Origin of the sequence: Pantoea sp. EKM103V (assembly GCF_011800365.1) — a bacterium.
GTDB lineage: Bacteria > Pseudomonadota > Gammaproteobacteria > Enterobacterales > Enterobacteriaceae > Pantoea > Pantoea anthophila.
Map to the genome: position 1 here is coordinate 123,105 of NZ_JAALFQ010000003.1, position 13,994 is coordinate 137,098.

Sequence of the window (13,994 nt, forward strand, 5' to 3'; positions counted from 1 at the left end):
ACGCTGAAGGGCCGGCTTTGCCGGCCCTTTTGTTTTCTGGCTTACGGTAAACCGGAGCCGGCCAGATTTATCCCTCCCGCTGCAGCAGCCTCAGCAGTTTATCGCACCCTGCCACAATCTCATCAGGCGTCAGCGCGGCGAAGCCGAGTATCCAGCCCTGCTGAGACGCGGAGCCGGCATAGAGCGGGCTGAGACGAGGCAACAGCAATCCCTGTTGTGCCGCGAGCGCGGTTAAGCGCGCTTCATCCTGTTCTACTGTCACCGTCAGCTGGAGTCCGCCACCACTGGCGATGGGCGTGATCCACGGTGAGAGGCGCTGCGCAATCTGCTCCAGCAATCGATCGCGACGGCTGTGATAGAGCTGACGCATCAGCCGCAGATGAGTGGCAAAATGTCCCTGCTGCAGAAAGGCCGCGGTAATCGCCTGGGGCAGCAGGGCGCTGTGTCCATCCAGCACGCTGCGAGCCTGGCCCAGAGGGGCAATCAGCGCGGGAGGCACCACCATCCACGCCAGACGCAGTGAAGGGAACAGCGATTTCGAAAAGGTGCCGAGCGTAATGACCCGCTGATGACGGTCCAGTCCCTGCAGCGCAGGAATCGGGCGCTCGTCATAATGAAACTCGCTGTCGTAGTCATCTTCAATCAGCCAGCTTTGGTTGCGCTGCGCCCAGGCGAGCCAGGCAAGACGGCGGGGCAGGCTCAGCGTTACCCCGGTCGGATAGTGGTGTGAAGGCGTCAGATACATCAGCTTTGCACTGCCGTGACCCGGCACTGCGCCTTCGGCATCGACGGTTATCCCGTGCACCTTTGCGCCTGCGGCGAGCAGCGCGTTTCGTGCGCCGGGATAGCCTGGCTCCTCTATCCACACATCATCTCCGGGATCGACGAACATCATCGCCAGCAGCTGTAGCGCCTGTTGCGAACTGGTCAGGATAATCACCTGCTCCGGCTGGCACTGCATACCCCGCGAGAGCGCCAGATAATCAGCAATCGCACTGCGCAGCGGCAGGTAGCCGCAGGGATCGCCATATCCCATGGCGGCGCTGCCCAGCGAACGCTGCACGCTGCTGCTCAGGCGTCGCCAGCTGTCATGGGGAAAAGCGCGTAACTCCGGGGAACCGGCAGCAAAGGCGTGAGGAAACGGGGGATCCTGACAGCCTCCGGTTGCCAGCACCTGCTGCCCCCGCGCTGAGAAACGGGCGGGCTGAACGCGTGCCGCTGAAGCGGTGCCTGCGGGAATCGTGATGGCCACAAACGTTCCGCGACCGATCTCGCGTCGCAGATAGCCTTCGCTCTCAAGCTGACCATAGGCGGCCTCCACCGTGACGCGTGAAATCCGGAGATCCTGCGCCAGCTGGCGACTGGAGGGCAGCTGCTGACCGGCGTGCAGATGATGCCGGTTAATGGCCAGCCGCAGGGTGGTGCAGAGGCGCTCACGCACGCCGCCGCTGGCCTGATGCTGGAAAAGCTGCAACAGCGGAGAACTCATATGGGTCTTATTCCTGGCGCAAAATGGGTATCAGCAGGCAGTCCACTCTGCCGTAAACTGCACGCTCACTTCAACAGGAGAATCGCGATGTCATCTGTATTACATTTTCCCGCCGCCACGCCGCAGCAAAGCCTCGACTATCTGCAGGCAAAACTCGCTTATTATACAGACGCCTGGGATCTGGCGGAGGATCTGGCCCGGAATCTGCCTGGCATTCAGGTGATCGATGCGCGCGCACCGGCGGCTTATCGCGCCGGCCATATCAGCGGCGCGATTAATTTTCCCCACCGTGAGATCAATGCTTCCAGCTGCGAGCCGCTCGACCGCAACCGCATTTATGTCACCTATTGCGACGGCATCGGCTGTAACGGCTCGACGAAAGCGGCTCTGAAGCTGGCGGAACTGGGATTTCAGGTGAAGGAGCTGACTGGCGGGCTGGATTTCTGGAAACGGGAAGGTCATCCGCTGACCTGGGGGGAGGCGCCGGGCGAATGGCCCGTCACCGCACCCGATGCATCCTGTGGCTGCTGACCTAGAGCACCAGCCAGAGCAGAAGGGTGATCACCACCAGCGCAACAAACAGACCCAGCAGGGGACGCTGCGCCAGGGGCTGCAGCGGTGACGGTAGCGAGGCGACAAAGGGCGACCAGATCGGCTGCGGTTTAATCTCACTGGCGGCCAGCGGCTGTTCGTGAACTTTCTCGGCACGATCGGCGCGACGGCTGAACAGGAAGTTCAGCAGATCCTGCGTCTGCGTCACGGTTAGCACCGTCTGCGGTGTGGCCTGAAAACGCTGCTGGCTGTACTCTTCCAGGCTATGCCGCTCGTGCTGATCCAGCGGCTGTTTCAGCGAGGCTTCCAGCAGCTGTAAGGTCGGTGCGCTGTGCTGACTCAGCGTCTGACGTACCTGCAGATACTGGGTGAGCAGCGGGAAGTGGCGCGAGGGGATGGGATCGCCGCTGGTCAGTCCGACCAGTTTCAGCGCCGCCGTCCAGAGTTTGCCGGTCGGTTCTCCGGTGGCGGCGGCCAGTCGGACCACCTGCTGATTGAGCGTCTGATGCTCCGCCGGGAGCAGGGTCCGATCGCTGACGCGGCTCTGCTGCGGCTGCGGGATCGTCATCTGCCCGTTCTGCAGCATCGTCAGCACCTGACGCAGCTGGTCCTGGCTCAGCGAACTCAGAACGGTCTGACCAAACTGCTGGCGGATAAAGTCACTCACCGCCTGACGGTTATTGCCCTTCGGCAGCAGTTCTGTGAGCTGAGTCATCAACTGACGCGTGGCATGGCCATTCTGCGCCTGAGTCAGACGACCATTGAGATACTGCTCCGCAGCCGGAAAGTGACGCGACTGCAGCTCTGCCTCACTCTTCACGCCCACCTCATGCCGGACGCCCGCCCAGAGTTCAGGTGCCTTCAGATTGCTGAGCGATAAGATACGCACGATCAGGCGTTCTAATGTCGTGCGCTGAGCCGGGGAGAGGGGCTGTTCACCCGCCACAGAACCGTGACGTGTTACGCCGGTTTGCGGATTAAGAGATGAACGATCGCCGACCGGCACACCGGGGCCGCTGAGAGGTTGCATGGCGGATTCCTTGGGAAAACAGAACAGCGTCGGGTGCGCCGGAAAAAGAATAGGCCATGATAGCAAAAGCCCCCGCGAAATCCCACGGGGGAGGCACAGTTCAGCGTGAGATTTACTCTTCAGCCAGTCTGAGGCGATAGCGACGCCAGCGTTTCCAGATCGGTGGCAGAACCAGCACCGAAATCGCCAGCACCAGCAGCACTTTGCAGATAGGACTTTCCCACAGAATAACCAGGTTACCGTTACTGATTGAGAGGGCACGACGCAGGTTCTGCTCCAGCATCTCACCCAGCACAAAGCCCAGAATCAGCGGCGACATCGGAAAGTCCATCTTGCGCAGAATATAACCAAAGATTCCCAGGCCGACCATCAGGAGCAAATCGAAGGTGGTGCTGTGCACAGCATAGACGCCCACCGCGGAGATGGCGGCAATGGCCGGCACCAGGAACCAGAGCGGAATGCTCAGCATCCGGGCGAAAACATTGATCATCGGAATGTTCATCACCAGCAGCATAACGTTGCCAATCAGCAGTGCCGCGATCAGACCCCAGACGATATCTGGCTGCTCAACAAACATCGCCGGACCTGGCGTGATGTTATAGAGCGTTAAAGCGCCGACCATCACCGCTGTGGTGCCGGAGCCGGGGATTCCCAGCGTCAGCATCGGGATAAAGGAGCCACAGGCTGAGGCATTGTTTGCCGCTTCCGGTGCGGCCACACCGCGAATATCCCCTTTACCGAACTGCTCACTGCCGCTGATTTTTTTCTCCGTCATGTAGGCGATAGCGCTGGCAATGGTCGCTCCGGCACCAGGCAGAACGCCGACAAAGAACCCCAGAAAAGAGGAGCGTAGCGTCGCGCCTGTGGCCATCGCCGCCTCCTTCATGTTGAACATCATGCGGCCGCTTGCCCGCACCGCTTTCTGGCCGCTACTGGTCGACTCGAGCATCAGCAAAATTTCACTGACCGAGAACAGACCAATGACGACAACCACAAACTGAATGCCGTCAGAGAGATGAACGCTGTCAAACGTGAAGCGATAGACGCCGGTATTGGCATCCACCCCGACCGTGGCCATGCCCAGGCCAATGAGCGCCGAAAGAAAAGATTTCAGCGGATTGTGGCTCATCATGCTGCCCAGGCAGGCGATGGCAAACACCATCAGGGCAAAGTACTCTGCCGGTCCAAACGCCAGTGACCAGCTGGCCAGCAGCGGGGCGAAGAGAATAATGCCGACGATGGCAATCGTAGAGCCAACAAACGAGCTGACCGCCGAAATGGAGAGCGCGACGCCCGCTTTACCCTGCTGCGCCATCGGATACCCATCCAGCGCGGTCATGATTGCGCCGGCATCGCCTGGAACGTTGAGCAGAATGGAGGAGATGCGCCCGCCATATTCACAGCCGATATAAACCGTGGCCAGCAGAATCAGCGCCGACTCGGCCGGCAGGTGCAGCGCAAAAGCCAGCGGCATCAGAATGGCTACGCCATTGATTGGCCCCAGGCCAGGCAGCAGGCCAACAATGGTGCCGATAAAGCAGCCGATCAGGGCGATCAGCAGATTCTCTGGCGTCATGGCGACGGCAAAGCCCTGCATTAAAAAGGACCAGGTATCCATGATGCTCTCCTTAACTCAGCCAGCTGCCGACCGGAAGGGTGACTTCCAGCAGACGGTCAAATGCGTAAAACAGCGAGCTGCCCATCACCAGCCCGGCCAGCGCGGCGGCCCACCAGCGCGCCCCAAACAGCAGGCCGATGCCAAAGGTCAGCACCGTCGTGCAGATGGCAAAGCCCAGCGTCTCAAACAGCCAGCCATAGAGCATCATCATCAGCGCCAGCGCTACCAGCCGTTTCAGCGTGCCAGCTGCGGGCCACTGAATGGTGTCCGGTTTCCGAAAGAGCATCAGCAGGGCGCAGATGGCCATCAGGCCAAGGATCCCCATCGGGAAAGGACGCGGCCCGACGGGTTCGTAGCTGTATTCACTCTGAATCTGCCAGGCCATCATCATGCCGCCAAGGCAGAGCGCCAGCCACAGGCTGGCAAAAATGCGATCGCTCATCATCTGCTCCCGTTATTTGGCCAGACCAAAGGATTTGGCCTGCTCACGGTAATCCGCCACCTGCTTCTTCACGTAGCTGTCGAGTGCCTGGCCTGTCAGGTTAAATTCGAACAGTCCGCGCAGATCACGCTGCTTTTTAAACTCCGGCGTCTCAGCCATTTTTTTAAAGGCCTGTTCCCACCACTGATAATCCGCATCACTGACTTTTGGACCGAGGTAATAGCCACGAATAATCGGCCAGACGATATTGAAACCCTGCTCTTTTGCCGTGGGTACCCCGGCCAGCTGACCCGGAAGACGCTGATCGGACATCACGGCCAGCACCCGCATTTTGCCGCCCTGCAGATGCGGCACCATCTCACTCATATCACCTGAGACCACCTGAATATGGTTTCCGAGCAGGGCGGTTACCGGCTCACCGCCGCCTTCAAAGGCGACATAACGCATTTTGCGTGGATCAATTCCCGCTTCGCGCGCCAGCAACGCCGTTTTCATCCAGTCCTGACTGCCTATTGACGCACCGGCACCGACCACCACTTTGGTTGGATCGGCTTTCATCGCCGTCATCAGCTCACCTAACGTTTTCCACGGTGCATCCTCACGAACGGCCACCATGCCGTAATCGGTACCTACCGCCGCCAGCCACTTAACGTCGTCCACGGTATAACGACCAAACTTACCCTGTGAAAGGTTCAGCAGTGAGCCGCCAGAGAAGGCGACCACGGTGCCCGCTTCAGCCGGCCGCTGGGCAATAATCGCGTTGTAGGCCACCGCGCCGACACCGCCGGGCATGTAGGTGACACGCATCGGCGTCTTAATTTGTCCGGTTTCCTGAAGAGAGACCTGCAATAGCTTGCAGGTGAGATCGAACCCGCCACCCGGTTTAGCTGGCGCGATACATTCGGTGCGACCGGGCTCCCCGGCGGCAACGAGGGGTGTTGCCATCAGCGACAGCAGGGTAGTGGCAAGGGCGGTATGGATGATTTTTTTCATCTTATGCTCCATTCATTCTTCCAGAGTGTGATTGCCGCTGAAACATCAGCGTTACCGAATTGTTAAAACAGTTACCTTTCATTTACCTTTCAGTGCGCGGATTTAATAGCAGGATGTGATATGCGTCTCTTACTGGTTGAAGATACGGAAGACCTGGCACGCTGGCTGGAAAAAGCTCTCACCCAAAAAGGGTTCGCCGTCGACCGGGTCGCGGATGGAATGGCGGCCGACCATGCTTTGCAATGTGAAGCCTATGCACTGGTCGTGCTCGATATTTCACTGCCACGCATGGATGGACTGGAGGTGCTGGCACGGTTGCGGCGACGCGGACAAAGTGTGCCAGTATTGCTACTGACTGCACGCAGTGCGCTGGACGATCGTGTACGGGGTCTGAACCTGGGGGCAGATGACTACCTGACGAAACCCTTTGAAATGGATGAACTCGAAGCGCGGTTACGGGCGCTGCTGCGACGCAGTCAGAGTCACACATCGCAAAACCAGTCACTGGGTCAGCTGGTGCTGGATGGCGAAGGCTATTTTCTGCTGGCAGACAGACCCCTGGCGCTGACGCCGCGGGAAGCAAGCATCCTGACGACACTCATGCAGCGGCAGGGCAGGCCGGTTTCGCGTCAGTCACTGTACGAGCAGACCTTTACCCTGTCAGATGAAGCCAGCCCGGAGAGTATTGAGCTCTATGTACATCGGGTGCGTAAAAAGCTGGCAGGCAGCAACGTGGCGATCGTGACCCTGCGCGGGCTGGGTTACAGCCTGGAAACGCTCTCATGCGGCTGATTCATTCGCTACGGGGTGAGCTGCTGGCATGGTTTGGCCTGCCACTTTTACTGCTCTGGGCGCTCTCAGTCTATACCCACTATCAGAGCGGGCTGGCGGCCGCTAATCAGGCTTATGACCGTTCGCTGCTGGCGTCGGCGCGAACGGTGGCAGAGCGGCTGGTGGTGCGGGAACAGCATCTGGAGGTTGATGTGCCGTGGGTTGTGCTCGACAGCTTCGAACGTAACATGAACGATCAGCTCTTTTATCAGGTGATTTCACCGCAGGGAAAAACGTTATCGGGCTATAACGATCTGCCGCCCATACCCATCACCAGCAAAATGTCGAACGCTTATCCCGCACTGGTGCATTTTTATGATGGACGCTATCACCAGCATCGGATTCGCGTTGCGGCATTATGGCAGCCGGTGAGCGAAGCGGGAGTGGATGGCATGGCGCTGGTGCTGGTGGCTGAAACCATCAACTCACGTCAGGAGTTTGCCCGCCAGCTAATGCAAACTGCGCTGATCAGCCAGAGCGGACTGGTTCTGATGACACTGCTGCTGGCCAGCCTGATGCTGCGTCGGGTTTTGCGCCCGCTACGGCGGCTGTCGCGCATCGTGTTGCAGCGCGACGGTGGCGAATTAACGCCTCTTCCCTCCTTGCCGTGGTCAGAACTGCAACCGCTTATCATCGCCTTTAACCGCTATCTTGCCCGACTGCGGGGACTGCTGGCGCGCCAGGATCGTTTCAGTGCTGACGCGGCACATCAGCTGCGCACACCGCTGACCATCCTCAAAACGCAGGTCAGCGTCGCGCTCAGCAGTGAGCGTCCTGAAGCCTGGCAGGAGAGTCTGCTCGGGATGCGTCATACACTGGATGAGACCATTATTCTGACCGATCGGCTGTTACAGTTAGCCCGTATCAAAGCGCGTCATGGCGAGGATAAACCGATGGCGCGGGTTGATTTAGCGGCTATCGTGCGCGATGCCTGTTTCAGCCGCTATATGGCGGCCCGTACCCGGCAGATCGATCTGGGTTTCGAAGGGGAAGAGAGTTGTCTGGTCAGGGGCGATGGCGTGCTGATTGGCGAACTGTGCGCCAACCTGCTGGACAATGCGATTAAATATACCCCCTGTCGCGGCATTGTCACCGCGCGGGTGATTGTGGGGGGCCTTGAAATTGAGGACAGCGGGCCGGGCATTGAGGGGGCGGAGCAGCTGAAGGCGTTACAGCCTTTTCAGCGGCTGGACAATGTCGGTATCCAGCCGGGAGCCGGTATCGGTCTCGCACTGGTGCAGGATATCTGTGCCTGGCATGGGGCAACCATGCACCTGGATCGCAGTCCGCTCCTGGGCGGACTGCGGGTGACCATATTATTTAAAACTTACGCAGGTTAACCCATTTACACCGGGTTAAGGGCGTGCGCAGTCGCTGCGCCAGGATCACCCCGCCCAGCGTCAGCCCCCCGCCGATCCAGTGGTAGCTGTGCAGCTGCTCATGAAGAAACAGCACGGCGATAAGCGCCGTAAACAACGGTGTCAGATTCATAAAGATGCTGGTGGTGCTCGCGCCGAGGCGCTGCACCCCGTGGATCCACAAAAATGGCGCGATAAGGGAGGCGAACAGGCCAGCAAACATCACCAGCGGCAGGTTATGCCGGTCAAGCGAGACATCAGGTGCCAGCAGAAAGCCGGGCAGCAGCATCAGGACACCAGCCAGAATCTGTACATAGAGGCTGTGCCAGATGGGCAGCGGCAGCGCCCAGCGCTTAGTCAGCACGCCATAAAGGGCATAGGCGATGGAAGCCGCCAGCATCATCAGCTCCCCTTTACCCAGTCCGTGATGCAGCAGCTGCATCACGTCGCCCTCACTGACCAGCCACACCAGACCGCCAAAGGAGAGGATGCTGCCGAACAGGATGCCGGATGTCGGCGCAATACGCAGGATCACCACGCTCAGCAGGACGGTAAGCAGTGGGATCAGCGCGCCGATGATCCCCATAAAGAGGGCGCTGACACTGTGCGCCGCGTAATAGGCGAGGCTCTGGTAGAGCACCATGCCAAGCAGACCGAGTATCGCCAGCCGCCAGAGATGGGGCTTAATCGCCTGACGGGCGCGCCACACACCGGGCAGCACAAACGGCGTCAGCACCAGCAGCGCCAGCAGCCAGCGATAAAATGAGATGGCTGCCGGATCGATCGCGCTGGCCGACAGTTTGCTGACGATCGCGTTGATCGACCAGATCATCACCGCACCGAGCGGATAGAGAAAAAACATACGCACTCTCCTGAATCAGAATGCGACGCAGTGTACGCTTGTCCGGTTTTATCCAGATAGTTAATATCGGACAAAAATTTTAACAGAGCGGACAGAATGATTCTGAAAGTGACCTACCAGCCGCCAGCCGACGTCTCGCAGCTGCGCTACTTTATGCGCTATGAACAGGCCAATGCCCGCACGGAATATCTGCCGCATGCCCATGCCTGGGGCCAGCTGATTCTGGTAAAGAGTTACGTGCTGGAGATGCAGGTAGAGGGTGAACGCCTGCTGACCCCGGCTGACATGCCGGTCTGGATCCCGCCGGGGCAGCAGCACAGCAGTTATAACCATCGTCAGGCGCAGTTCCGCACCTTTAATCTGGCGGCCCCGCTTTGCGCTGGTCTGCCGCAGCAGGCCTGCCTGATGCGAATCGACGCAATTGCACACGCCATCCTGGATACCTTTGCCGATCAACAGCTTGAACAGCCCGAAACCGAAGCGCAGTGGCGGCTGTGTGAGGTACTGCGCGATCGCCTGCTGCTGGCGGAGGTGCAGGAGAGTTTTCTGCCCACCTCACAGGATAAATTTCTTGCACCGGTGCTCCATGCGCTTGAAGCCAGCCCGGGGGATAACACTACCCTGGCAGGCTGGGCGGCGCGGGTCTTTACCACCGAACGGACGCTGGCGCGGCGCTGCCAGCAGCAGCTTCACATGACGTTTGGTGAATGGCGGCAGCGGCTGCGCTTTCTGCGCGCCATCGTGCTGCTGGAGCAGGGCGAAAGCGTGCAGAGTATCGCCCATGAGCTGGGATACAGTTCCGCCTCGGCGCTGATTGTGATGTTTCAGCAGCAGGCGGGCACCACGCCGGAGCGCTACCGCACCCGGTTAGGCTAACGCGGTGCTTTGTGCCAGAATAATTGCCTCTCATGCAACAGACAGGAAAGCCGTGGTGAAAATTCTGGTCGATGAAAATATGCCTTATGCCCGTGAGTTGTTCAGCCGGACCGGCGACGTGGTCGCGGTACCGGGACGTCCGCTGCCGGTGGATGAACTGGCCGATGCCAGCGGGCTAATGGTGCGCTCAGTGACGCAGGTGAATGAGGCGCTGCTGGCGGGCAAGCCGGTGAAATTTGTCGGCACCGCCACGGCGGGCACCGATCATATCGACGAGGCCTGGCTGCAGCAGGCCGGCATTGCGTTTTCTGCGGCGCCCGGCTGCAACGCCATTGCGGTGGTGGAGTACGTTTTCTCCGCGCTGCTGCTGCTGGCGGAACGTGATGGTTTCCAGCTGCGCGATCGCACGGTCGGCATCGTGGGTGTCGGCAACGTCGGTGGACGGCTGCAGAAGCGCCTGGAAGCCTGGGGCATCAAAACCCTGCTGTGCGATCCGCCGCGCGCCGATCGCGGTGACGAAGGGGATTTCCTGTCGCTGGAGGCGGTGACCGCGCAGGCCGATATCCTGACTTTCCACACGCCGCTGTTTAAAGAGGGGCCTTATAAGAGCTGGCACCTGGCCGATGCCGCGCTGCTGATGGCGCTGAAGCCCAACACTATTCTGATTAACGCCTGTCGCGGCCCGGTGGTCGACAACGTCGCGCTGCTGGAGGTGCTGAAAATGCGGCACGACCTTAGCGTGGTGCTGGATGTCTGGGAGCCGGAGCCGGATCTCTCTCTGGCGCTGCTGGACAGGGTCGACATTGCCACGCCACACATTGCAGGCTACACGCTGGAAGGCAAGGCTCGCGGCACGACCCAGGTGTTCGAAGCCTGGTGTGACTTTATCGGTCAGCCGCAGCAGGTGCCGCTCAGCACCCTGCTGCCGGAGCCGGAATTCAGTGACATCACCCTGAATGGTCCGCTGGATCAGCCAACGCTGAAACGCCTGGCGCATCTGGTGTATGATGTGCGCCGCGATGATGCCCCCCTGCGAAAAGTGGCGGCGCAGCCCGGCGAATTTGATCGCCTGCGTAAGCAATATCTGGAGCGCCGTGAGTGGTCATCGCTGCGGGTGAAGTGTAATGACGCCACCACGGCTGAGATGCTGAATCAGCTGGGCTTTAACGCAATCCACTCTCCGGCGTAACCGGCGCGCGATGCCGCAGTGAACGCAGGCGGCGCTGCCGCGTGCCGGGTTAAGGAGGGGGATAAATCTGAATCCCTGGGCGGTGAATATCACCGCCTTCTGTTTTTATGTCATTGTCTGGAGTAAACCAACATGTCTGACGGCTGGAATATTGCGCTACTGGGCGCGACAGGCGCAGTAGGGAACGCTGTACTGGAACTGCTGGCGGAACGCCAGTTCCCGGTTGGTGAATTGTATCTGCTGGCCAGCGAAAATAGCGCGGGCGAAAACAAACGTTTCGAGGGCCGCACGTTGCGGGTCGAAAATGCAGAGACGTTCGACTGGTCGCAGGCGCAGCTGGCCTTTTTCGTCGCGGGGCGTGACGCCTCAGCCCGTTTTGCGGAGGAAGCGGCCAACGCCGGGTGTCTGGTCATCGACAGCAGCGAGCTGTTTGCGCTGGAGCCGGACGTGCCGCTGGTGGTACCGGATGTGAACCCGCACGTGCTGGCGGATTACCGTAATCGCAATATCATCAGCGTGGCGGATAATCTGGTCAGCCAGCTGCTGACCGCGATTAAACCGCTGCTCGATGCGGCCGGACTGAGCCGCCTGCAGGTGACCAATCTGATCTCGGTCTCCAGCTACGGCAAAGTGGCGGTCGATGCGCTGGCCGGTGAAAGTGCCCGCCTGCTGAATGGCATCCCGGCCGACGATCACCATTTTGGTCGTCAGCTGGCGTTTAACCTGATGCCGCAACAGGCGGATGCGGAAGGCAGCGTTGAGAGTGAGCGCCGGGTGGTTGAGCAGGTGCGTAAAGTGCTGCAGGACGAAGGCCTGCCGATTGCGGTCAGCAGCGTTCAGGCGCCGGTCTTCTACGGAAATGCGCAGATCGTGCACATTGAAAACCTGCGTCCGCTCTCGGCGGAGGAAGCGCGTGCCGAACTGGCGCTGGCGTCTGACATTCGTCTCAGCGAAGAAGATGAGGTGCCGACGCCGGTTACGGATGCATCAGGCAACGGCGAACTCAGCATCGGCGCTGTGCGCAACGATTACGGCATCCCGGAACTGCTGCAGTTCTGGTCCGTGGCGGACAACATCCGTTTCGGCGGCGCGCTGATGGCGGTGAAAACCGCAGAGAAACTGGTTCAGGAGTACCTGTAAGCATGTCCGAAGGTCAGACGCAAAAACTGGCGCTCGGCATAGAGTATGACGGCAGCCGTTACTACGGCTGGCAGCGCCAGAATGAAGTCCGCAGCGTGCAGGAGAAGGTTGAGCGTGCGCTGTCGAAAGTCGCCGATCATCCGGTCAGCATCTTTTGTGCCGGCCGGACAGATGCCGGGGTGCACGGCACCGGGCAGGTGGTCCATTTCGACACCACGGCGCAGCGGCCTGACGGCGCCTGGACGCTGGGCGTCAACGCCAATCTGCCGCCGGACATAGCCGTTCGCTGGGTGAAAGCGGTGCCGGAAGATTTCCATGCCCGCTTCAGCGCCACCGCCCGCCGCTATCGCTACCTGATCTACAATCAGCGTCTGCGTCCGGCGGTGCTGGCGCAGGGCGTGACGCACTTTTACCATCCTCTGGATGCGGAAAAGATGCAGCGCGCCGGGCAATGCCTGCTGGGCGAGAATGATTTCACCTCATTCCGCGCGGTGCAGTGCCAGTCGCGTACGCCGTGGCGCAACGTGATTCACCTCAACGTGACGCGTCAGGGTCCTTACGTGATTGTGGATATCAAAGCCAACGCCTTTGTGCATCACATGGTGCGCAATATCGTGGGCAGCCTGATGGAGATAGGCTGCGGCAACAAGCCGGAGTCATGGATGGCAACGCTGCTGGCGGCGAAAGATCGGACGTTAGCGGCCGCTACAGCCCGGGCAGAAGGGTTGTATCTGGTGGCGGTGGATTATCCATCCCACTTTGCGTTACCACAGCCGCCGATGGGACCCCTGTTCCTCGCGGATTAATTCACTTTCAGGACATTAAAGGGCACGCTATGGAGTTCCTCCATTTTCTGGTTGATTTTATTCTGCACATTGATGTGCACCTTGCCGAGCTGGTTGCTCAGTACGGCGTCTGGATTTACGCGATTTTGTTCCTGATTTTGTTCTGCGAAACCGGACTGGTGGTGACGCCCTTCCTGCCGGGCGACTCCCTGCTGTTTGTCGCAGGCGCGCTGGCAGCCCTGCCGGGGAACGATCTGAATGTGCATCTGATGGTGGCGCTGTTAGTGACCGCCGCGATTCTGGGCGATGCGGTGAACTACACCATTGGCCGGCTGTTTGGCGAACGGTTGTTCAGTAACCCGGACTCGAAGATTTTCCGCCGCAGTTATCTGGATAAAACTCATGCGTTTTATGCCCGTCACGGCGGAAAAACCATCATCCTGGCGCGTTTTGTGCCAATCGTCCGCACGTTTGCGCCGTTTGTTGCCGGTATGGGCCATATGTCCTATCGCCACTTCGCGCTGTTCAACGTCACCGGTGCGCTGTTATGGGTCCTGCTCTTCTCCTATGCGGGCTACCTGTTTGGCGATCTGCCGGTGGTGCAGGAAAACCTGAAGCTGTTGATTGTGGGCATTATCCTGGTCTCCGTCCTGCCGGGCGTCATCGAAGTCTGGCGTCATCGCCGTCAGGCTAAACAGCAGAAGCTGCCCTGAGACTTTGCTCAGGGGTAAGACCAGATTTTTATCCACAGTCTGAACAGGTTGTGGTTTAATGAGCGACATTTACCGTCTGCTGAAGCGGTTTTCAGCAGTATCAAGACGACTGGACC

At 59.6% G+C, this 13,994-nt stretch carries 14 protein-coding genes; 8 read left to right on the top strand and 6 right to left on the bottom strand.

Annotated features, from left to right (window positions below):
* Positions 1 to 67: 67 nt before the first annotated feature.
* Positions 68 to 1,489 (bottom strand): PLP-dependent aminotransferase family protein, encoded by a 1,422-nt coding sequence (locus HFD97_RS09630; RefSeq protein WP_167431385.1) that lies wholly within the window; start codon positions 1,487 to 1,489, stop codon positions 68 to 70.
* Between the two features lie 87 nt (positions 1,490 to 1,576).
* Here HFD97_RS09630 and HFD97_RS09635 point away from each other — a divergent pair, with 87 nt between their 5' ends.
* Positions 1,577 to 2,020, top strand: coding sequence for a rhodanese-like domain-containing protein (locus HFD97_RS09635; RefSeq protein WP_167431386.1), 444 nt, complete (start codon positions 1,577 to 1,579; stop codon positions 2,018 to 2,020).
* A gap of 1 nt (position 2,021) precedes the next feature.
* On the opposite strand, the gene flk is transcribed toward HFD97_RS09635, so the two are convergent.
* The 4 genes from flk to HFD97_RS09655 form a co-directional block, all read right to left on the bottom strand.
* Entirely contained in the window at positions 2,022 to 3,071 is a 1,050-nt protein-coding gene (gene flk, locus HFD97_RS09640) for a flagella biosynthesis regulator Flk (protein ID WP_167431387.1), read from the bottom strand.
* Positions 3,072 to 3,183: 112 nt separating this feature from the next.
* On the bottom strand, positions 3,184 to 4,689 hold the full coding sequence (locus HFD97_RS09645; protein ID WP_009088963.1) for a tripartite tricarboxylate transporter permease: 1,506 nt from the start codon (positions 4,687 to 4,689) through the stop codon (positions 3,184 to 3,186).
* A 10-nt stretch (positions 4,690 to 4,699) separates the two neighbouring features.
* Positions 4,700 to 5,131: a tripartite tricarboxylate transporter TctB family protein gene (locus tag HFD97_RS09650; RefSeq protein ID WP_167431388.1), complete on the bottom strand. Its 432-nt coding sequence runs from the start codon at positions 5,129 to 5,131 to the stop codon at positions 4,700 to 4,702.
* A 12-nt stretch (positions 5,132 to 5,143) separates the two neighbouring features.
* Entirely contained in the window at positions 5,144 to 6,124 is a 981-nt protein-coding gene (locus tag HFD97_RS09655) for a tripartite tricarboxylate transporter substrate binding protein (RefSeq protein WP_058956892.1), read from the bottom strand.
* Positions 6,125 to 6,244: 120 nt separating this feature from the next.
* Here HFD97_RS09655 and tctD point away from each other — a divergent pair, with 120 nt between their 5' ends.
* Together tctD and HFD97_RS09665 are read left to right on the top strand one after the other, a co-directional pair.
* Positions 6,245 to 6,916, top strand: a complete 672-nt coding sequence (gene tctD / locus HFD97_RS09660; protein WP_140923021.1) for a transcriptional regulator TctD — start codon at positions 6,245 to 6,247, stop codon at positions 6,914 to 6,916.
* Positions 6,907 to 8,295 (top strand): sensor histidine kinase, encoded by a 1,389-nt coding sequence (locus HFD97_RS09665; protein WP_167431389.1) that lies wholly within the window; start codon positions 6,907 to 6,909, stop codon positions 8,293 to 8,295. Before tctD ends, HFD97_RS09665 begins: the two co-directional genes overlap by 10 nt.
* On the opposite strand, the gene HFD97_RS09670 is transcribed toward HFD97_RS09665, so the two are convergent.
* Complete coding sequence (locus tag HFD97_RS09670; RefSeq protein ID WP_167431390.1) at positions 8,276 to 9,175, bottom strand: DMT family transporter; 900 nt, start codon at positions 9,173 to 9,175, stop codon at positions 8,276 to 8,278. The genes HFD97_RS09665 and HFD97_RS09670 overlap by 20 nt on opposite strands.
* 96 nt (positions 9,176 to 9,271) lie before the next feature.
* Between HFD97_RS09670 and HFD97_RS09675 the strand changes: the two genes are divergently transcribed.
* The 5 genes from HFD97_RS09675 (at position 9,272) to HFD97_RS09695 (ending at position 13,878) form a co-directional block, all read left to right on the top strand.
* On the top strand, positions 9,272 to 10,051 hold the full coding sequence (locus HFD97_RS09675) for a helix-turn-helix transcriptional regulator (RefSeq protein ID WP_167431391.1): 780 nt from the start codon (positions 9,272 to 9,274) through the stop codon (positions 10,049 to 10,051).
* Positions 10,052 to 10,106: 55 nt separating this feature from the next.
* Positions 10,107 to 11,240, top strand: coding sequence for a 4-phosphoerythronate dehydrogenase PdxB (gene pdxB / locus HFD97_RS09680; protein WP_167431392.1), 1,134 nt, complete (start codon positions 10,107 to 10,109; stop codon positions 11,238 to 11,240).
* 132 nt (positions 11,241 to 11,372) lie between these two features.
* Positions 11,373 to 12,380 carry an aspartate-semialdehyde dehydrogenase gene (locus tag HFD97_RS09685; RefSeq protein ID WP_111207526.1) on the top strand — a complete coding sequence of 336 codons (1,008 nt, stop codon included), beginning with the start codon at positions 11,373 to 11,375 and terminating at the stop codon, positions 12,378 to 12,380.
* 2 nt (positions 12,381 to 12,382) lie between these two features.
* Positions 12,383 to 13,186 (top strand): tRNA pseudouridine(38-40) synthase TruA, encoded by an 804-nt coding sequence (gene truA, locus HFD97_RS09690; protein ID WP_046102282.1) that lies wholly within the window; start codon positions 12,383 to 12,385, stop codon positions 13,184 to 13,186.
* A gap of 29 nt (positions 13,187 to 13,215) precedes the next feature.
* Positions 13,216 to 13,878 (top strand): DedA family protein, encoded by a 663-nt coding sequence (locus HFD97_RS09695; protein ID WP_009088975.1) that lies wholly within the window; start codon positions 13,216 to 13,218, stop codon positions 13,876 to 13,878.
* Positions 13,879 to 13,994 lie beyond the last annotated feature (116 nt).

Bases quoted from the DNA above. Each gene is read 5' to 3' on its own strand.
- HFD97_RS09635 (WP_167431386.1), top strand. From the start codon at position 1,577: ATGTCATCTGTATTACATTTTCCCGCCGCCACGCCGCAGCAAAGCCTC.
- tctD (WP_140923021.1), top strand. From the start codon at position 6,245: ATGCGTCTCTTACTGGTTGAAGATACGGAAGACCTGGCACGCTGGCTG.
- HFD97_RS09670 (WP_167431390.1), bottom strand. From the start codon at position 9,175: ATGTTTTTTCTCTATCCGCTCGGTGCGGTGATGATCTGGTCGATCAAC.
- truA (WP_046102282.1), top strand. From the start codon at position 12,383: ATGTCCGAAGGTCAGACGCAAAAACTGGCGCTCGGCATAGAGTATGAC.
- flk (WP_167431387.1), bottom strand. From the start codon at position 3,071: ATGCAACCTCTCAGCGGCCCCGGTGTGCCGGTCGGCGATCGTTCATCT.
- HFD97_RS09675 (WP_167431391.1), top strand. From the start codon at position 9,272: ATGATTCTGAAAGTGACCTACCAGCCGCCAGCCGACGTCTCGCAGCTG.
- HFD97_RS09685 (WP_111207526.1), top strand. From the start codon at position 11,373: ATGTCTGACGGCTGGAATATTGCGCTACTGGGCGCGACAGGCGCAGTA.
- HFD97_RS09655 (WP_058956892.1), bottom strand. From the start codon at position 6,124: ATGAAAAAAATCATCCATACCGCCCTTGCCACTACCCTGCTGTCGCTG.
- HFD97_RS09630 (WP_167431385.1), bottom strand. From the start codon at position 1,489: ATGAGTTCTCCGCTGTTGCAGCTTTTCCAGCATCAGGCCAGCGGCGGC.
- HFD97_RS09645 (WP_009088963.1), bottom strand. From the start codon at position 4,689: ATGGATACCTGGTCCTTTTTAATGCAGGGCTTTGCCGTCGCCATGACG.
- HFD97_RS09695 (WP_009088975.1), top strand. From the start codon at position 13,216: ATGGAGTTCCTCCATTTTCTGGTTGATTTTATTCTGCACATTGATGTG.
- HFD97_RS09650 (WP_167431388.1), bottom strand. From the start codon at position 5,131: ATGAGCGATCGCATTTTTGCCAGCCTGTGGCTGGCGCTCTGCCTTGGC.
- HFD97_RS09665 (WP_167431389.1), top strand. From the start codon at position 6,907: ATGCGGCTGATTCATTCGCTACGGGGTGAGCTGCTGGCATGGTTTGGC.